The 19,793-nt window shown below is 60.2% G+C and carries 14 protein-coding genes; 10 read left to right on the top strand and 4 right to left on the bottom strand.

Features of this window, described 5'->3' with window-relative positions; genetic code table 11:
• The first annotated feature begins 107 nt into the window (after positions 1-107).
• From AC1MDT_RS10630 to AC1MDT_RS10585, 10 genes are all read left to right on the top strand, one after another.
• Positions 108-332: an acyl-CoA carboxylase biotin carboxyl carrier protein subunit gene (locus tag AC1MDT_RS10630; RefSeq protein ID WP_480421978.1), complete on the top strand. Its 225-nt coding sequence runs from the start codon at positions 108-110 to the stop codon at positions 330-332.
• Between the two features lie 5 nt (positions 333-337).
• The gene (locus tag AC1MDT_RS10625; protein ID WP_480422750.1) at positions 338-1,048 is read left to right on the top strand and encodes a GntR family transcriptional regulator; all 711 of its coding nucleotides are present in this window, start codon (positions 338-340) and stop codon (positions 1,046-1,048) included.
• Positions 1,049-1,113: 65 nt separating this feature from the next.
• Positions 1,114-2,667 (top strand): class I adenylate-forming enzyme family protein, encoded by a 1,554-nt coding sequence (locus AC1MDT_RS10620; protein ID WP_480421977.1) that lies wholly within the window; start codon positions 1,114-1,116, stop codon positions 2,665-2,667.
• A gap of 2 nt (positions 2,668-2,669) precedes the next feature.
• Positions 2,670-4,250 carry an acyl-CoA carboxylase subunit beta gene (locus tag AC1MDT_RS10615; RefSeq protein WP_480421976.1) on the top strand — a complete coding sequence of 527 codons (1,581 nt, stop codon included), beginning with the start codon at positions 2,670-2,672 and terminating at the stop codon, positions 4,248-4,250.
• 61 nt (positions 4,251-4,311) lie between these two features.
• Positions 4,312-5,586, top strand: a complete 1,275-nt coding sequence (locus AC1MDT_RS10610) for a spinster family MFS transporter (protein ID WP_480421975.1) — start codon at positions 4,312-4,314, stop codon at positions 5,584-5,586.
• A gap of 2 nt (positions 5,587-5,588) precedes the next feature.
• The gene (locus AC1MDT_RS10605) at positions 5,589-6,596 is read left to right on the top strand and encodes a YeiH family protein (RefSeq protein ID WP_480421974.1); all 1,008 of its coding nucleotides are present in this window, start codon (positions 5,589-5,591) and stop codon (positions 6,594-6,596) included.
• 180 nt (positions 6,597-6,776) lie between these two features.
• Entirely contained in the window at positions 6,777-8,603 is a 1,827-nt protein-coding gene (locus AC1MDT_RS10600; protein WP_480421973.1) for a DUF1302 domain-containing protein, read from the top strand.
• 37 nt (positions 8,604-8,640) lie between these two features.
• Positions 8,641-9,999, top strand: a complete 1,359-nt coding sequence (locus AC1MDT_RS10595; RefSeq protein ID WP_480421972.1) for a DUF1329 domain-containing protein — start codon at positions 8,641-8,643, stop codon at positions 9,997-9,999.
• A 70-nt stretch (positions 10,000-10,069) separates the two neighbouring features.
• Positions 10,070-11,143 carry a WD40/YVTN/BNR-like repeat-containing protein gene (locus AC1MDT_RS10590; protein WP_480421971.1) on the top strand — a complete coding sequence of 358 codons (1,074 nt, stop codon included), beginning with the start codon at positions 10,070-10,072 and terminating at the stop codon, positions 11,141-11,143.
• Between the two features lie 31 nt (positions 11,144-11,174).
• Positions 11,175-13,664: an efflux RND transporter permease subunit gene (locus AC1MDT_RS10585; protein ID WP_480421970.1), complete on the top strand. Its 2,490-nt coding sequence runs from the start codon at positions 11,175-11,177 to the stop codon at positions 13,662-13,664.
• A gap of 54 nt (positions 13,665-13,718) precedes the next feature.
• Here AC1MDT_RS10585 and AC1MDT_RS10580 read toward each other — a convergent pair whose 3' ends face one another.
• Genes AC1MDT_RS10580 through kdpB form a run of 4 tightly spaced genes read right to left on the bottom strand, consistent with a single transcriptional unit; the run spans position 13,719 to position 19,786 of the window.
• The gene (locus AC1MDT_RS10580) at positions 13,719-14,408 is read right to left on the bottom strand and encodes a response regulator (RefSeq protein ID WP_480421969.1); all 690 of its coding nucleotides are present in this window, start codon (positions 14,406-14,408) and stop codon (positions 13,719-13,721) included.
• Positions 14,405-17,104 carry a two-component system sensor histidine kinase KdpD gene (gene kdpD / locus AC1MDT_RS10575; protein ID WP_480421968.1) on the bottom strand — a complete coding sequence of 900 codons (2,700 nt, stop codon included), beginning with the start codon at positions 17,102-17,104 and terminating at the stop codon, positions 14,405-14,407. The genes AC1MDT_RS10580 and kdpD overlap by 4 nt, the downstream gene beginning before the upstream one ends.
• Before the next feature lie 18 nt (positions 17,105-17,122).
• Positions 17,123-17,695 (bottom strand): potassium-transporting ATPase subunit KdpC, encoded by a 573-nt coding sequence (gene kdpC / locus AC1MDT_RS10570; RefSeq protein ID WP_480421967.1) that lies wholly within the window; start codon positions 17,693-17,695, stop codon positions 17,123-17,125.
• A gap of 12 nt (positions 17,696-17,707) precedes the next feature.
• Positions 17,708-19,786 (bottom strand): potassium-transporting ATPase subunit KdpB, encoded by a 2,079-nt coding sequence (kdpB, locus tag AC1MDT_RS10565; protein WP_480421966.1) that lies wholly within the window; start codon positions 19,784-19,786, stop codon positions 17,708-17,710.
• Between the last annotated feature and the right edge of the window lie 7 nt (positions 19,787-19,793).

Genomic DNA, 19,793 nt, shown 5'->3' with positions numbered 1-19,793 from the left:
GATCATCACCTGGGACGTTTGTGTGGCACTTGATAGAAAAAGCGTAGCGCGCAGCAGCCAAGGGCCCGGCGATTTCAGAAAACAGTTGTGTTTTGGAGGGGGCGAGAATGAGTACAATCGCGGTTAAATCGGATGTCGCTGGAACGGTGTGGCAGATCCATGTGCGTGAAGGCGATATCGTTGAAGAAGATCAGACGCTGATCATCATGGAGTCCATGAAAATGGAAATCCCCTTGATGGCCGCAGAATCGGGTCGTGTGCTGAGCGTTCTCGTTGCCGAGGGTGACGTCGTGAAAGACGGCCAGGATGTTTTGCTAATGGAGTGCGATTGAAGTCTATGTCAATGAATGCAGGTTCGGCATCGACCGCCAAGGGCGGTAGTGCAATAGGTATCATGCGGGCTGGTCGCCAGCGCGTGTTGACGATGCCGGAGCAGATTGCCGAGAGCATTACGCTTGCGATTCTGCGGGGTGAATACGGGCCGGGTGACTCCGTGCGTGAGCAGGAACTGGCCGACCACTTTCAGGTCAGTCGTGGTCCGATTCGCGAGGCCCTGCGCATTCTCGAGAAAGTCGGCGTCGTGACCATCGTGCCGCAGCGTGGCGCGCATGTGACTTCATTGAGCCGACAGGAAATCGATAACCTGTTCGAGATCCGCGCCGTATTGGCCGGGTTGGTGGCCAAGTACCTGGTTGATCCTGATGCGTCAGTGGTCAATCAAATGGATGCCATCGTCACCCGGCTTGAGCTGATCGCTGCGCAATCGGATGCGCTGGATGAGTATGCACAGGGCAGTTATCGCCTGAGCACGCTGTTGTTCCAGGCTTGCGATAACAAACAGTTGGCTGAGCTGATGGGTGCGCTGGCGATTCAGACTGCACGCTACACACGCCTGGGATTGCGTTCTCCAGAGCGCCGGCAGGCGTCCGTCAACTATTGGCGAAACCTGGTCGAAGCACTCAGACAAAACAGTAATACGGTCGCTGGGGAAATGATGGTTGAACTCATCAACGCTTCCCATCAAGCCGCATTGAATCATTTGGAATAACTCACACGGGGGCACAACACTCCCAAGTGCTGTGTCAAATTGTCGACAATAAGACAAAAAAGATCATGACAAAAAAACGTACCGCAGGATTCATGCTGAGTTGGGCTGCCCGACAGCACCGTGGCCGCACCGCCCTGATCTTCGGCGAAAAAGGCCTGACTTACGACGAAGTCGAGGCGGGCAGTAACCGTCTGGCCCATGCCCTGATTTCCCTTGGGTTGCAGGTGGGGGAGCGCGTCGCTGTGTTACTCAACAACTCGCCCGAGGCAATCGAGAGCGTTTTCGCGGTCGAGAAAGCAGGTTTGGTCTACGTAGCGCTTAACGCGCGGCACACATTGGCCGAGCAAATCGCGATCCTCGACGACGCGGGTGCAAGCCTGCTGGTGGTGGGGCCAGAGTTTCGTGAGATTGGCGAGGGCGTTCGCGATGGCGTCGCCAGTTTGCGCCATGTCATTGGGCTTGATTGGCAGGCTCCGCAGGTAGTGGATTACCGCGAAGTGCTCGCTTCAATGCCGGCACATGCGCCGAATGTGCAGGTCTGCGCGGATGCGCTGCTGCGTATCGCCTATACCTCGGGCACGACCGGCAAGCCCAAGGGCGTTACCTACACGGTCAAGCGCTGGTACGAACGCTTGAGCAACCACTTCTACGCCATGGAATACAGCCTTGGCATAGAGGATGCCATGTTGCACGTCGGACCCTTGACCCATGCCGCTGGCGTCCATTTGCTGCCCTGCTACTTGCGTGGGGCGCGCAATGTGATTCTTGAGAAATTCGAGCCACTGGAGACGCTGCAACAAATCGAGCGTCACCGGATCAGCCAAATGATGTGCGTGCCCACTATGCTCACGCGCTTGCTTGACACACTCGACAGCGGTGTCGAGGCCGATCTCTCGTCGCTCAAGTGCATTCATTACGGGACCGCTCCGACCTCCGTTGACCTGATCCGCAGAGCCATTGCGCGGTTCGGTCCAGTGATGCGCCAGCAGTATGGAATGACCGAGGCGGTACAGCCGCTGGCGGTGTTGTATCCGCACGAACACGCTGAAGACGATGTGCTGCGCTCCTGCGGCAAGCCGACCGCCAATGTGCAAATCACCGTGCGCGATGTCCATGGTCAAGAGTTGGCGATGGGTGAAATTGGCGAGATCGCCATCGCCACCGACGGAATCGGTGAAGTGGCTTTCTGGCGCCGTCCCGATCTGGAAGCCGAGGCCATCCGCGATGGTTGGTACTACTCGGGCGATCTCGGTTACCTCGATGCGCAGGGTTTCCTTTATATCGTCGGGCGCAACAAGGACATGATCATTTCCGGTGGCTTCAACGTCTACGCGCGGGAAGTCGAGGATGCGCTGGAAAGCCATCCGCAAGTCGTCGAAGTTGCTGTTCTTGGTTTACCCGACCCGGAGTGGGGCGAGCGTATCGCGGCGTTCGTCGTCAGACGCGAAGGCGCCACGGTCGACACCGAAGCGCTCGGCAATCATTGCGTTGCATTGATCGCAGGCTACAAGAAGCCGCGACTCATTGAATTCGTCGACGCGCTGCCGCGCAACAACGCTGGCAAGGTCGTAAAAAACATTCTGCGCGATGGCTATCTCGCGCGCCTTGAGAGGAATTAATCATGAGCACGCCTGTTGCCCCTGAATGGTCGTTGGAGCTCGCCGACATCCGTGCGCGTCGCGAAGTTGCCTATGCATTGGGTGGCCCCGAAGCGGTGGAAAAGCATCATGCCCAAGGCAAACTCACGGCGCGTGAGCGAATTGGCCATTTGCTGGAAAGCGAAAGCTTTGAAGAGTTTGGCATCCTGGCCGGGGCCGTGAAATACACAGCGGAAGGCAAAATTTCCTCGGCCACACCGAGCACGGCAGTCGTGGGCGTGGGCACGATCGAACAGCGGCGTACCGTGGTGGCGGCGGATGATTTCACCATTCGAGGTGGTTCGTCGGAAGCGGCGGTCGCGGAAAAGTGGATCTACGCCGATCGTTATGCCTGGGAATACAAGCTGCCGATCATTCGCATGATCGACAGCGCTGGCGGCAGTGTGAAGCTGCTCGACAAGCTCGGCCATACCAAGATTCCGGGTTACGCCCTGTTGCCGATCACCAGCCTGTTGGGTGCCGTGCCGGTTGTCGGCATTGCCCACGGTGCCTGCGCAGGACTGGGCGCGTTGCGGGTTGCCGCCTCGCACCTGGCGATCATGGTGCGTGGCCAGAGCCAGGTATTCGCAGCCGGCCCGCCCGTGGTGAAGCAGGCGTTCGGTATCGATATCGACAAGAATGACCTCGGCGGTTACGACCAGGTGCATCGTCACAGCGGCATGATCAATCTGGCCGCCAACAGCGATGCCGAGGCGTTGGATCTGGCCAAGCGTTTCTTGTCTTATCTGCCGGGCAATGTCTGGGAACAGCCGCCGCGGGTGGCATCGACGGACGCTCCCGGTCGCCGTGACGCTTGGCTCAACGATGCGATTCCCCATGACCGGCGCAAGATTTTCAATCCGCACAAGATCCTCAAGTCGCTGGTCGACAAAGACAGTCTGTTCGAGATGTCTCCGGATTTCGGTGCGTCGACCATCACCGCGTTTGCCCGCATGAATGGCTACTCGGTCGGGATCATCTGCAACAACCCGCGCGTCGGCGGCGGTGCACTGACCCGCGCGGCGGCGCTCAAGCAAACCCGCTTCATCGACCTGTGCGACACCTTTCATTTGCCGATCATCTTCCTCGTGGACCAGCCGGGTGTCATGACCGGGCAAGAAGCAGAAATGCAGGGCACCATGAGTGCGGCGATGCAGGCCGTGCATGCAATCGAGCAGGCCAGTGTGCCCGTCATCACCATCGTGCTGCGCCGCTGTGTCGGGCTGGCCGGTGCGATGGTCAGTCCCTGGCATGGCCCGACGGGCACGGCACTGCCACACCGTTTTGCCTGGCCTTCGGCGCAGTGGGGTTCGATCCCTATCGAGGGTGGAGTCGCCGCAGCCTACAAGCAGGAAATTGCTGCCGCGGAGGATCCGCTGGCGCGGCGTAAAGAACTGGAGGCCCATTACCAGGCCCTGGCTTCACCGCTGCGTACGGCCGAACGCTTTGGCGTCATCGACGTCATCGAGCCGGACAGTACGCGCCCGCTGCTGTGCAACTGGGTGGGTGACGCGTATCGCATCACTGCACTTTCCCTTGGGCCGAAGCGGCGGACCATGCGCTAGTCCGGGCAGGACGAGCGGCATCCGGCCTTACCTTCATAACAACAACTCAAAGGTACAGACGATGTTCTGGAAAAAGAGTCCCTGCGCCGTTTTGGCAACGCTGATGGTGATTCACCTGCTGGCCCAGGTGGACCGAAATATTCTGCTGGGTTTCGCGCCGCAAATCACCGGCGAGCTGGCGATCAATAACGCGCAGTACGGCTTTCTGGTCGGTGCGGTCTGGGTCCTGAGTTATGGCGTGATGGCGGTGTTTCTCGGCGCCCTGGCCGATCGTCATAGTCGGCCACGGGTGATCGGTGCAGGCATGCTTGTCTGGAGCGTCTGTACGGTGGCCTCCGGTTTGGTCCAGAACTTCGAGCAAATGGTGGCGGCGCGTTTTCTGGTGGCCACCGGTGAAGCGGCGTTAGTTCCCGCTGCCACGGCGTTGTTGATGGAGCTGTTCTCCGAGAAGCGTCGGGGCACGGCGGTGGGGTTGTTCTACCTCGGTATTCCATTGGGCATTGGCTGCAGCTTTTTGTTGGCGGGCACGCTCGGTGCCGCGCATGGCTGGCGCACGACGTTTTATGTCCTGGGTGTTTGCGGGGTGGTCATCGGCTTGCCTTTGATGTTGATGAGCGACAAGCGCAGCAACGCTACGGTGCAAGAGCGCGGAGCCCCGCTCAAGACGCAAATGGCCGCGGTGTTCGGTGAGCTGCACAGCAACCGGGTCGTGCGCTACACCGTGATCGGTTTTGTGCTGGCGCATCTGGTCTATCCGGGCATTTCGTTCGCGCAACTCTGGATTGCCCGCGAACGGGGCATGGACCCGGCCACGATCGCCATGACCATGGGCGTCATGCAGATTGTTTTCGGTTCGTTGGGCGCGTTGGCCGGTGGCGTGTTGAGCGATCGCCTGGCCCCTCGTTTCAAGGGCGGCCACGCCAGTGTGCTGGTACTGCTCATGTTGGTGTGTGCACCGTTCATGATCGCGTATCGCTTGGTACCCACCGATTCACCGCTGTTCTACGTGGGGATGGCAGTCGGCATCTTCATGTTGATGTCGCTGTATGGTTCCGCGACCACTGCGATTCAGGGCGCCGTTCCCGTGCGCATGCGCTCAACGGTGATGGGCTGCTCGATGCTGCTGTTGAACCTGTTTTCGGTGGCCCTTGGCTCGTTTGTCGTGGGCTGGATCAGCGATGCGCTGACGGCTGCCGGGGTCGCCTCGCCGCTGACCCATGTGTTACTGGTCAGCGACATTCTCGCCTTGGTACTGGGTGGGTTCTTCTTTCTGGTGGCGGCTCGTGTCAAGCGTGAGAGCGCGTGTTCACTGCCGGCGATGGGTATGAAGGTTTAATTATGACCAGGTCCGCCGTCATTCAATTTCAGTCGGTTGTCAGCCACTACCTGCCGGGTGTTCTGGCCAGCATTGTGGTCGCCATCGCGGCGCGTTTTCTGGCCGATCAATACCAGGCGCCGGTGATGCTGTTGGCACTCTTGCTCGGCATGGCCATGAATTTTCTGGCGGCGGGGCCGAGCAAGCCGGGTATCGATTTCAGCGCTCGTGAAGTCCTGCGCGTCGGGGTTGCCTTGCTAGGCCTGCGCATCTCCCTGGAGCAGATCGTGGCGCTTGGTTGGCATCCGGTGCTGATCGTGGTCGTGTCGGTGGTGGTCACCATTTTGGTGTCCATGCTGGCGGCGCGCGCGATGGGCTTCAATGCGCTGTTCGGTCTGTTGTCCGGTGGCGCCACCGCGATCTGCGGGGCATCCGCGGCGCTGGCATTGGCGGCGGCGCTGCCCGCCCATCATGCCAAGGAGCGCGCGACGCTGTTCACGGTCATTGGCGTATCCGCGCTGTCGACCCTGGCGATGATTCTGTATCCGGTGATTGCCCGGGCGCTCGGCCTGGACCCGCTGCAAGCCGGGGTGTTTCTCGGCGCCACCATCCATGACGTTGCTCAGGTGGTGGGTGCCGGCTACAGCATGTCGCATGACATCGGCGATACGGCCACGGTGGTGAAACTGATGCGCATCGCCATGCTGCTGCCGGTCATCGTCAGTGCTGTTTTGATCACCCGTTCTCAGGGTGGGCAAGGGACAGGTGAGCGGCCACCGTTGTTGCCCTGGTTTGCTGTGGCCTTTATTGCCTTGGCGGCGGTGACCAGTTTTGGTTGGCTGCCTTCAGCGGTGCAGAGTCTGGGTAACCAAATGTCGAGCTGGTGCCTGGTCGTCGCCATCAGTGCGCTGGGGATGAAAATCCAGTTGAAGGAGCTGGCCACGGTGGGGCTCAAACCCATTCTGTTGATGGTCGGTGAAACCGTGTTCTTGCTGGGACTGGTGTTGCTGTTGATACGACTCGCAAGTTGAGTCTGGTCGTTCAATACCGTGGGGTGTGCTGACTCCTGCGGTATTGATTGGGTCACTTTAAATGAATCGAACACTCCCCTGATGGGGATAAGAGTGGTGAGCACTGTTGCGCCCGGATTGGGTGGCCAGATGTTTTTTCATAAACACAAAAACAACAACAAAAAAAATCGGAGCCAAGGTATGCGTATACACAAAAAATCGGGTGTGAGTGTCTGGGAACCAACGCTGCTGGCCTCGGCGCTGTTGGTCGCGGCGTGGCCGGCGGCTCACGCCTTCGAACTGGACACCGGAAGTGAAGACTGGGCTGTGCGTTTTGACAACACGTTCAAGTTCAACTATGCCCAGCGGGTCGAAAGCCCCAACAGCAAGTTGGCCAACTCGTGGAACAACAACGACGGTGATCGCAACTTCTCCTCCGGCAGTGCGGTGGCCCAGCGTCTCGATGTGCTTTCCGAACTGGACGTGACCTACAAAAAGCAGGCAGGTTTTCGCGTTAGCGCCAACAGTTGGTACGACCATGCCTACGACGATGTCGGCAGCGACAACGCGGCGACCAACCAGATCAACAATGGTCACCCGGACTCACACCATATCAGCGGTTACGCCGATCGTTACTACAACGGGCCGTCGTCCGAGATACTCGATGCCTTCGTTTTTGGCAGCACCGAAGTCGGCGAGGATTCGATCCTCAGCGCCAAGCTCGGCAAGCACACGCAGTACTGGGGCGAAAGCGTCCTGGCCTTTGCCCACGGCAACAGTTACGGCCAGTCTGCCCTTGATATTTCCAAGGCATTGGCGGTACCAGGCACCGAAGCCAAGGAGTTGTTCATCCCGCGTAATCAACTGTCCGTCAACTTCACGTTGAACCCGGAGCTGACCCTCGGTGCGCAATATTTCCTCGACTGGGACGCTTCGCGCCTGCCGGAGTCCGGTACCTATCTGGGCTTCAACGACGGCATCGAGAACGGCGGGCACAACCTATCGCTGATTGGCGGACAGAATCCGTTTTTTGGTGCTCCGGGCGCAATCGGTGCCAACCAGTTTCTGCGCCTGAGCAATGGTCATACGTTCACCCCGGACAAGCACGGTGACTTCGGTTTGATGGCCAAATGGAGCCCGGAATGGCTGGACGGCACGCTCGGTTTCTACTACCGCAAAACCTCCGACATCCTGCCGAACCTGGTGCTGCAACCGACCGCCGTCGGTCCTGCTCAACTGATCTCGGGCAACATCGGCAGCTACAACCAGTTCTACGTCGATGACATCGATATCTACGGCATCAGCCTGTCGAAAAACGTCGGCGACGTCAGCGTCGGATTCGACCTGAACTACCGCGAAAACATGCCCCTCGCCAGCGTGGCGGGCACTGTCAGCCCGGCGGCGGCCGCCGCCGGTTTGCCGGGTTTCATCGGCAGCTTCAACGGCGAAAACGGTGTGGCTCGCGGTAATACCGTGCACGCGGTGCTCAACGGCCTGACCACCTTTGGCGAAGCGCCGGTGTGGGACAGCTCGACCTTGCTGGTTGAACTCGCTTACAGCCGCTGGCTGAAGGTGACCGACAACGAGCAACTGTTCAAGGGTGAGGACTGGTACCACGGCACCGACAAGGTCACCAAAGACAACTACCTCATTGGCGTCAACTTCACCCCGACCTGGTTCCAGGTCTTCCCAGGCATCGATATGTACCTGCCGATGACCTACAACGTCGGCCTTAAAGGCAACTCCGCCGTGCAGTTGGGCGGTAACGAGAACGCCGGCAGCTATTCGGTCGGTGTTGGCATGGACGTGCACAACCAGTACCGCTTCGACCTGAAATACGTGGACAACTTCGGTCCATTCGACACCTGCAGTTCGCCAGGCAGCGCTGGCAGTCAAGGAGACGGCGCCGCACCGGGTGCTAACGGTCAGTACAACTGCGTACCCGGTCAAACCACCGCATTCGGCGGGACCCCGGCCCAACTCAAGGATCGCGGCATGGTCACTGCCACCTTCAAGACAACTTTCTGATTCGCGATTGCTTAAAAACAATCAGGAGAACGACAAAATGAACTACTTGCACAATCTGTTGACTGCTTCCGTTGCGCTGGCCTTCGCCGGCCTCGTCCAGGCCGCGGTACCCGCCGCGGACGCCGCTAAACTGGGGAGCAGCCTGACCGCGGTCGGCGCCGAAAAAGCAGGCAATTCCGACGGCTCCATTCCGGCCTACGCCGGCGGACTGACCACCGCGCCGGCGGGTTTTAAATCAGGGGACACCATGCGTCCCGACCCCTACGCCAACGAGAAGCCGCTGCTGGTAATCGATGGCAAGAATATCGCTCAGTACAAGGATAAGCTGACCGCCGTCACCGTCGAATTGGCCAAGCGTTTTCCGAGCTTTCACGTTGATGTCTACCCGACCCACCGTAGCGTGGCGTTGCCTCAAAGTGTGCTGGATAACACCTTGAAAAACGCGACTGGCGCCAAGTCGCTGGAAGGTGGCAACGCCATCGAGAATGTATTGCCTGGTGTGCCGTTCCCGATTCCACAGTCAGGCGCCGAGGCCATGTGGAATCACCTGCTGCGCTATCAGGGTGTCGCTTATTCCACCAAATATGATTCCTGGAACGTCGATTCCTCGGGCGCGCAGATCCTGGCCACCAGCGGCGAGATCGTCAACTCGTTCCCGATCTTCGAAGACCCGAGCAAGGTCATCGATGGCAAGGACACTTACTTCCAGACCCGCTTGTTCTACACCGGCCCCGCGCGCCGTGCGGGTGAAGCGATCATGCTCAAGGATGCGGCCAACCCGCTGGTGCAGGAGCGCCGTGCCTGGCAGTACTTGCCGGGTCAACGTCGCGTGAAGCTGGCGCCGACCTTGGCCTACGACACGCCAAACCCGGGCACCGCCGGTTCCGGCACCTATGACGACGTGTATGTCTTCAACGGTGCGCTGGACCGTTATGACTGGAAGCTGGTCGGCAAGCAGGAAATGATCGTGCCGTACAACACCTACGCACTGAGCTACATCAAGGATCCGAAAGCCCTGACTACCCCGAATCACTTGGCGCCGCAATACGTGCGCTGGGAGAAGCATCGGGTGTGGGTGGTGGAAGGCACGCTCAAGGCCGGTGCCCGTCACATCTACGCCAAGCGCCGCTTCTATCTGGATGAGGACAGCTGGGTTGCTCTGGCATCCGACCAGTACGATGCCCGTGGTCAGCTATACCGTGGTTCTTTCAGCTTCCTTTCGCAAAGCTACGATGTGACGACCCCCAACACCACGCCGCACGTGATCTATGACCTGGTGGGCGGGACTTACAACATCAATGGTTTGTCGGGCGCCTACGGCGGCATCAAATACATCGCGCCGCTCGCTAAGTCGCAGTGGTCACCGGATGCGCTGGCCGGTAATGGCGTTCGCTAAGTACCGCACAACAAGAGTCTGGGCCGGTTGCTGTAAAGCGCCGGCCCCAGCTTTGGCAAGAGGACGCACTATGTGTTCATTCAAAACGCGCGCGCCGCTGATGTGGGTGATGCTGTTGGCGTTGTGGCAGAGCCTTGCCCAAGCCTCCGGGTACGTTGATGTGCTGGACCTGCCCGCAAAGCCGAGTGCATTGGCCGTGCGCAGTCCTTTGCTTGACGTCGCGAATGCCGGGCAACGTCTGGTCGCGGTCGGGCAGCGCGGCCACATTCTTTATTCCGATGATGCCGGCCAGCAATGGCAGCAGGCCAATGTGCCGGTCAGCAGCGACCTGAATGCTGTGTACTTTTCTTCCCCAGAACAAGGCTGGGCGGTCGGCAACGACGGTGTGATTTTGCACAGCAGCGACGCTGGCGTGACTTGGAAAAAGCAGTTGGACGGCCGAGAAATCGGTGCGTTGCTAGTCAAACATTACGCGGCGCTGGCAACTGCCGAGCCCGCCAACGAACAATGGCCGTTGCGGGTTGGGGAAGGCCAGCGGCTGGTCGAGGAGGGCGCCGACAAGCCCTTGCTCGACGTCTGGTTTGCCGACGACAAGCACGGTTATGTGGTCGGTGTGTTCAACCTGATCCTGCGCACCGAGGACGGTGGCCAGACCTGGACACCTTTCCAGGACCGCACAGACAACCCGCAGAACTTTCACTTGAACGCCATCACGTCGACCGGCGATGCGCTGTACATCGTAGGTGAACAAGGTCTGGTGCTGAAATGGGACGACGCGCAGCAGCGATTCGCCGCCCTGAACACCCCGTATCAGGGCAGTTTTTTCGGTGTCGTCGGCAAGCCTGGCGAAGTCGTGGTTTATGGCCTGCGCGGCAATGTATTGCGTAGCACTGATGGCGGGTCGAGCTGGAAACCCTTCGATACCGGCCTGCAAGTCAGTGTCACCGCCGCCGCGATTGATGCCCAGGGTCACTATCGGCTGTTCACCCAGGCGGGGCACATGCTGGTCGATCAGGCCAACAACGCCCGATTGCAATTGATGCCACAACAGAACCCGTCACCGGTGGCCGGTGCCGCCCTGGCCAGCGATGGTTCGCTGATCGTGGTGGGCAGTCGCGGTGCACGTGTGCTTCTCAAAGAATAAGCGCCAGAACAATAAAAGCGAGTACTCAGACATGGCCATTACCAAGCAAGACAACATGCCGGTGATCCGCGATCTGCATGACTTTGATCGGCGCTCCGGCAACCTGCTGGAACGGCTGGTGTTCAACTACCGTCCGCTGTTCATCGTGCTCATGACGCTGGCCACCCTGGTGTTGGGTTTTATGGCGGCGACCCGTCTGGAGTTGCGCCCCAGCTTCGAAAAAATGATCCCGCAGAGTCAGCCGTATATTCAGAATTTCCTGGAGAACCGCCAGTCGCTACGCGGTCTGGGCAACTCGGTACGGGTGGTGGTGGAAAACACCCAGGGCGACATCTTCGACCCCGACTACCTGAATGTGCTCAAGCAGATCAATGACGAACTGTTCCTCACCGAAGGTGTTGATCGCGCCTGGATGAAGTCGCTGTGGACACCGGCCGTACGCTGGACCGAAGTCACTGAAGAAGGTTTCCAGGGCGGCCCGGTGATGCCCGACAGTTATCAGGGGTCGCCGTCGGACATCGAACAGCTGCGGCAGAACATTACCCGCGCCGGCATCGTAGGCAGCCTGGTGGCCAGCGATTTCAAGTCAAGCATGTTGGTCGTGCCGCTGCTGGACAAAACATCGGCCACCGGCCAGAGCCTCAACTACCACCAGTTTTCGCGGATGCTCGAAGAAAAGCTGCGCGACAAGATCGAGTTCGCCAGCGGCACCCCACACAAGGCCGGGGTGGAGGGCACGGGCCACTACAAAGTCCGGGTGATCGGCTTCGCCAAGCTGATGGGTGACCTGATCGACGGTCTGATCCAGGTGATGATGTTCTTCGGCCTGGCCGTGGTCACCTCGCTGGTCATCATCTACCTCTACACCCGTTGTGTGCGCAGCACGTTGCTGGTGGTCGGTTGTTCGTTGATCGCGGTGGTCTGGCAGTTGGGCATCGTCGCCTGGCTGGGTTATGCCATCGATCCGTATTCGGTTCTGGTGCCGTTCCTGATCTTCGCCATCGGCGTGTCCCACGCGGCGCAGAAGATGAATGGCATCATGCAGGACATCGCCCGTGGCACCCACAGGCTGATTGCCGCTCGGTATACCTTCCGCCGTCTGTTCATCGCCGGGGTCACCGCATTGCTTGCCGATGCGGTGGGCTTTGCCGTCCTGATGTTGATTGATATCCCGGTGATTCAGGACCTGGCGATCACCGCCAGTATTGGTGTCGCCGTGTTGATCTTTACCTCCTTGCTGCTGATGCCGGTGGCGCTGTCCTACATCGGCGTCGGGCGCAAGGCCGCCGAGCGCGCATTGAAAATAGACACGCGGGCAGCGGCGCATAGCGGCTTCGGCAAACTGTGGGACAAGCTTGATCGCTTCACGACACCGAGATGGGCCACCGGTGCCGTGCTGGTGGCAGCGTTACTGGGGATCGGTGGCTTTGCGGTCAGCCTGCACCTGAAAATCGGCGACCTCGACAGCGGCGCCCCGGAGTTGCGCGCTGACTCGCGCTACAACCGTGACAACGCCTACATCACCAGCCACTACGCGCTGTCCAGCGACCTGTTCGCCGTGATGATCAAGACCCCGGCGGAAGGTTGCCTGAATTACCAGACGTTGATCCTTGCCGATCGCCTGGCCTGGGAGCTTCAGCAATATCCAGGCGTTCAAGCCACGGCATCGCTGGTCAATGCTGTGCGCCAGATCACGGCCGGCACCTATGAGGGTAATCCCAAGCTCAACAGCATCCAGCGCAATCAGAACGTGCTGAACTATGCCGCACAGCAAGCCTCGGTCAACTCCCCTGAGTTGTTCAACACCGATTGCTCGCTGATGCCCGTGATCGCCTTCCTCAAAGACCACAAGGCCGAGACCCTGGATGCGGTGGTGGCCATCGCCGACAGATTTGCCAAGGACAACAGCACCGAGGATCGCCAGTTTCTGCTGGCCGCCGGCAGTGCCGGTATCGAAGCGGCGACCAACATTGTGGTGCGCGAGGCCAATCACACCATGTTGCTCTACGTGTATGCGGCGGTGACGTTGTTTTGCCTGATCACCTTCCGCAGCTGGCGCGCGACACTGGTAGCGTTGCTGCCGCTGGTGCTGACCTCGATTCTCTGCGAGGCGTTGATGGTGGCCATGGGCATTGGCGTGAAGGTGGCGACCCTGCCTGTGATCGCTCTGGGCGTCGGTATCGGTGTGGACTACGCGCTGTATTTGCTCAGCGTTCAATTGCAATACCAGCGTCAGGGTTTGTCGTTGTCGCAGGCCTACCGCAAGGCCGTGTCGTTCACCGGCCGCGTCGTGGGATTGGTGGGCATTACCCTGGCGGCCGGCGTGGTGTGCTGGGTCTGGTCACCGATCAAGTTCCAGGCCGACATGGGCCTGCTGCTGACCTTCATGTTTTTGTGGAACATGTTGGGTGCCTTGATCCTGATCCCGGCGTTGTCGCATTTTCTTTTGCGCACTCATCACGTCTTGGGCAAGAAAGCAGAGGCGATGGAGCAACTTCAGGCAGCAACGCATACGTTGTAGCAGCTGGCTTCGCCAGCTGCTACATGGATCGCGGGGTGTTCAATAAACGACCGTTCAGGGAATAAAACGGTAACCCACACCCGTTTCGGTCACCAGATGACGCGGCTGGGACGGGTCAACTTCGACTTTTTTGCGCAACCCCCCCATGAAGACACGAAGGTAAGGGGTATCGGTGGTGTGCGAGGGCCCCCATACCGCCTTGAGTAGCTGCAGATGCGTCAGGACCCGATTGGGGTGCGAGCAAAGGTGAACCAGCAAGCGGTATTCCAGTGGCGTCAAATGCAAAGGCGTACCGGAACGTTCCACGACGCGCCGTTCTATGTCGATGCGGACGTCGCCGAAGGTCAGGACGGAGGTGTTCTCGGCCTCTTTCGCCTGCCTGCGTAGCAGTGCGCGCACACGGGCGAGCAGTTCCCCGGTGCCGAAAGGTTTCACCAGATAGTCGTCAGCGCCGGTGTCCAGTGCGAGGATTTTGTCGGACTCTGCACCCCGGGCAGACAACACAATAATGGGCACCGGTGACCAGCTCCGTACGTCCCGGATCAGATCAATGCCGTCGCCGTCAGGCAGTCCCAGATCGAGCACGATCAGGTCGGGTCGGCGCGTTCCTGCGTCGATGAGGCCCCGGTGAAAGGTATCGGCTTCATGAACTTCCAGGCCTTCGGCTTGCAGGGCCATTCGCACGAAGCGGCGTATTTCCTTCTCGTCTTCAATGATCAGAACGTGCGGCACTGATTCGGTCATGATTGCTCCTCGCCAGCCTGCTGCGCAAAAGGGTCGATGATCGGAGGGGCTTCACGGGGCAGACGTAACGTGAAGCAAGCCCCACCCACTGCCCGTGTGGCACCGACAATGGTCCCGCCATGCGCCTGGGCAATGGCCCGGCAGATGGCCAGGCCCAGCCCGACACCAGGAATCGAGCTTTCCTTCTTGCCACGCATAAACTTGCTGAAGATTGCCTCTTCGTGACCCTGCGGCAATCCTGGGCCTTCGTCGGCGACCCACAACTCGATGTTATCAGGCGTGGCCCTCGCGCCGAGGCTGATGGTGGTGCCTGGCGGCGTGTACTTCACGGCGTTTTCGATCAGGTTGATGAGGACGCGTTCGATCAGCACGGCGTCGATTTGAACCAGTGGCAAGTCATCGTCCATAACGACTTGCACCGAGCGCTTGCCCAGTATCGGCTGCATTGCTCGCAGGGCGCTGCCCACCACGTCTTCGATGGGTTGCCACTGACGATTCAACACCACCTTGCCAGACTCAAGACGCGCCATGTCCAGCAAGTTGTTGACCAGTGTGTTCATGCGCAGCGCGGATTCACCGACCGCGACGGCGATCTCGGCGGCTTCGCCGGTGAGCGGTGGCTTCGTCAGTTTGAGTGCTTCGGCGAGCCCGACCATCACTGACAGCGGCGTGCGCAAGTCATGGGAGATGGCTGACAGTAGCGAATTGCGCAACCGCTCGGACTCCATTTGAACCGTGGTGTCCTGCGCCACGTTGATGTAGTGAATCCGTTCGAGCGAGATGGCCAGCAATGACGCACAGGTGTCGAGCAGGCGTCGCTGTTCCGGTACCGCCAAGCGAGTGGTGTTCCGCGGTTGCACCGCTAAAACCCCGCGTACCCGCATGGGCGCCGACAAGGGCAGGTAGAGCGTCGAACTGGAGGGCAGGGTGTCGGTGCCATAACCGGCCGGTTCGGTTTTATCGAATGACCACTGGGCAATGGCCATGTCGACTTGAGGGGCATCGCCGGTGACCATGGGTGGCAGCAGTTTGTTATTGTCATCGGCCACCAGCAAAGCCGATCGTGCACCAAACTCGGCGGACAGAAACCGTGCACCGATTTCAGCGACCTGTTCGGTCATCAGCGCTGCGGAGAGCAGGCGAGACATCTCGTACAGCGCCCGCATACGGTCTTCGCGCCGTTGCGCCACCCGCGCCTGGTAAGTCAGGCCGGCCGTCATTTGGCCGATGACCAGGGCGACCACGAGCATGACGCTGAAGGTCACCAGGTACTGGACATCGGAAATGGCGAACGAAAAGCGCGGCGAGACAAAGAAAAAGTCGAAGGCCGCCACTGACACGAAGGCCGCCATGACGGCCGGACCACGACCAAAGCGTACCGCGACGGCGACAACGGCCAGCAGGAAGAGCATGACGATGTTGGCCAGTTCCAGGAGCCCGGCCAGAGGCAAGGCCAGCAGGGTCGTCACCGCGCAGAGTACCGCGCTCCAGATATAGGGCCGCCACACGATCTGGCTTTCACCGGAGGTGGCCGTGCTCTCGGCTTGCGGGCGGCGGTTGGCCGGCAGCGAGACTTGAATCACGTCAAGATCGGCGCCCAGCGCACCAATCCGCTCGGCAAGCTCACGTCGCCATAGTCGATGCCTTGGGCGTTCGTCCCGGCCCAGCACGACTTTTGAAAGGTTGTGCTGCCGAGCGTATTTGACCAGAACTTCGGCGATGTCCTGACCGGCCAGGGTCGAAATCTGCGCGCCCATGTCCTGCGCCAGTTTCAGCGTCGCCAAAATGCGACGTCGCTCGGCTTCAGGCAGGCGCTGCAAGGCTGGGGTTTCGACATACACGGCATGCCAGGGCACATTGAGCTGAGCGGCCAGACGAGCCGTTGAACGTACTGTCTTTTCTGCCTGCTCATGGGGGCCGACGCAGGCGAGCAGAGAGTCGCGGGTACCCCAGACCGGTTTGACCGCACTGCTTTTACGGTACTGCAACATGTCGCTGTCGACGCGGTCGGCCGTTCGGCGCAACGCCAATTCGCGCAGGGCAATCAGGTTGCCTTTGCGGAAGAAGTTCTGCACCGCGCGCTCGGCCTGTTGTGCCATGTAGACCTTGCCTTCCTTCAAGCGCTGCAACAGGTCGTCGGGTGGCAAGTCGACGATGACCACCTCATCGGCCGTGTCGAAAACATGGTCAGGCACCGTCTCCCAGACCCGAATACCGGTGATGCCGCCGACAATGTCGTTCAGGCTTTCCAGGTGCTGGACATTCATGGTCGACCAGACGTCGATACCGGCGCTAAGCAGTTCCTCCACATCCTGCCAGCGCTTTGGATGCCGGGAGCCGATGACATTGGAGTGAGCCAGTTCGTCGATCAGAATCAAGTCGGGATTGCGCACAAGCGCGGCGTCCAGATCGAACTCGGTCACGGTACGGTTCTTGTCGACGACTTGCTTGAGGGGCAGCTGTTCGAGGCCTTCTGTCAGGGCCAGGGTCTCGGCGCGGCCATGGGTTTCGATTACGCCGATCAGTACATTGATGTGCTGTTGTTTCGCCGTTTGGGCGGCCGCCAGCATCGCGTAGGTCTTGCCGACACCGGCACTGGCGCCGAAAAAAATCTTCAGCCGACCGCGTTTGGCTTGCGCTTCCTCTTCGCGAATCCGGGCCAGTAGCTGGTCCGGGTCGGGACGTTGTTCGGCCATCAAGCTCACCGTGTGTACTCAATGTGCGGCGTCGAGTGCCAGGTTCAGTGCCAGGACGTTGACCCGGGGCTCGCCAAGAAACCCAAGCAGTGTGTTTTCAGAATGCTCGCTGATCAGTTGATGAACCCGCTCGATGGGCAGGTTGCGCACCCGTGCAATCCGGCCCGCCTGGTACTGTGCTGCCGCGATACTGATATGCGGATCAAGACCACTGGCGGAACTGTAGACCAGGTCGGCGGGCACGGTGGCGGTATTGCCTGGATCAGCTGCGTGCAGGGCGGCGATCCGGCCCTTGATCGCGTCCGCCAGTGCCGGGTTCAACGGGCCCAGGTTCGAGCCGCCCGAGGCCAGCGGGTTGTAGGGCATTGGGCTGGTGGCGGAAGGGCGACTCCAGAAGTACTTCGGATCGCTGAAACCCTGGCCGATCAGCAGGGAGCCCACAGCTTTGCCGTCTCGTTCAATCAGGCTGCCGGCGGCCTGATGGGGAAAGACCAGCCTGGCGATTCCGGTGGTGACCAGTGGATAGGCCAGTCCGGTGATCAGTGACAGAGCAACGAACAGAGTCATCGCGGGACGGAGCAGAGATAACATAGCCGTACTCCCTCAAGTCAGACCGACAGCGAACAACGCCATGTCGATCACTTTGATGCCAATGAATGGAACGATCACCCCACCCAGTCCGTAGATCAACAGATTGCGCCGCAACAGCAGGGCCGCACCGACCGGGCGGTACTTCACGCCTCTGAGCGCCAGGGGAATCAGGAAAATGATAATCAGCGCGTTGAAAATCACCGCCGACAGCACGGCGGAGTTCGGGCTCGTCAGGCCCATGATGTTGAGTGCCGCGAGCTGCGGGTACGTGGTGACAAAAGCTGCCGGCACGATAGCGAAATACTTGGCGATGTCGTTGGCGATCGAGAAGGTGGTCAGCGAGCCACGGGTCATCAGCATTTGTTTACCGGTTTCCACCACCTCAATCAGCTTCGTCGGGTTGCTGTCCAGGTCGACCATGTTGCCGGCTTCCTTGGCCGCTTGGGTCCCCGAGTTCATCGCTACCGCGACATCGGCCTGCGCCAGCGCCGGGGCGTCGTTGGTGCCGTCGCCGGTCATGGCCACCAGCCGGCCTTCGGCCTGATAGCTACGGATCAGTTCCAGTTTTTGTTCGGGGGTCGCCTCGGCCAGAAAGTCATCGACACCCGCTTCAGCGGCGATGGCGGCGGCGGTGATCCGGTTGTCCCCCGTCACCATGACCGTCTTGATCCCCATGCGCCGCAACTCAGCAAAGCGCTCCTTGATGCCGCCCTTGACGATGTCCTTCAGTTCGATGACACCCAGCACCTTGGCCCCATCGGCGACCACCAGCGGCGTACTACCCCGCTGAGACACCTCTTCAACGATGGTTTGCACTTCTGCCGGGAAGTGGCCGCCCAGGCTTTGGACATGCCGCAGGATCGCTTCGCCGGCGCCCTTGCGCACTTGGCGGCTACCCATGTCGACGCCGCTCATGCGGGTCAGCGCGGAAAAGTGCACGAAGTGGGCGTCGAGCGCGGCAATGTCGCGTTCACGCAGGTTGAAGCGTTGTTTGGCCAGCACCACGATGCTGCGGCCTTCGGGGGTTTCGTCGGCCAGGGAGGCGAGCTGCGCCACGTCTACCAGGTCTGCTTCCTTGACCCCCGGCGCCGGCAAGAATGCCGAGGCGTGACGGTTGCCCAAGGTGATGGTGCCGGTTTTGTCGAGCAGCAAAACGTCCACGTCACCGGCAGCCTCCACCGCGCGGCCGGATGTCGCGATCACGTTGGCTTCCATCATGCGGCTCATGCCCGCCACACCGACTGCTGAGAGCAAACCGGCAATGGTGGTGGGAATCAGGCACACCAGCAACGAGATGAGGACGGTGATCGAGACGGGCGTCCCGGACTGAGCCACTGCAACCCCGAACAGCGAGAAGGGCAGCAGCGTCACTGTCACCCCGAGAAACACGATCGTCAGCGCCACCAACAGGATCGACAGGGCGATTTCATTCGGGGTTTTTTGCCGTTTGGCGTTTTCGACCATGGCGATCATACGGTCGACGAAGGTTTCGCCCGGGTTGGTGGTCACGCGGACAACGATCCAGTCCGACAGTACCCGCGTACCGCCGGTCACGGCAGAGAAATCGCCGCCGGACTCGCGGATTACCGGAGCCGATTCGCCGGTAATAGCGGACTCATCCACCGAGGCCGCGCCTTCGATCACTTCGCCGTCGGCGGGGATGATCGAGTCCCCGAGGTCGCCGGACTCGACCAGCACCACATCGCCTTTGCACAGACCGCTCGATTGCGCCAATTGCCACTCGGCGCCGTAGTGCGGTTCGTGCAATTTCTTGGCCCAGGTTTCCTTTTTCAGGTTCCGCAGCGAAGCCGCCTGAGCCTTGCTTCGGCCCTCGGCCAGGGCTTCGGCAAAGTTGGCGAACAGCACGGTGAACCACAGCCACAAGGTAATCGCGAGGATGAACCCGGTGCTGGCCTCACCCTGGCCACGCAGGGCCTGGACCCACAGGGCGCTGGTGATGATCGCGCCGATGTAGACGACAAACATCACCGGGTTGCGCCACTGGATCCTGGGATCGAGTTTGTGCACGGACTGGACCATGGCCGGGCCAATCAGTTTCGGGTCGAACAAGGTGAACGCTTTGCGTGTCATGTTCGTG

It is taken from the genome of Pseudomonas sp. ASL7, assembly GCF_056680375.1.
Note: the sequence above shows the minus strand (reverse complement) of the source record. Positions and strands in the feature narration are given on the sequence as shown.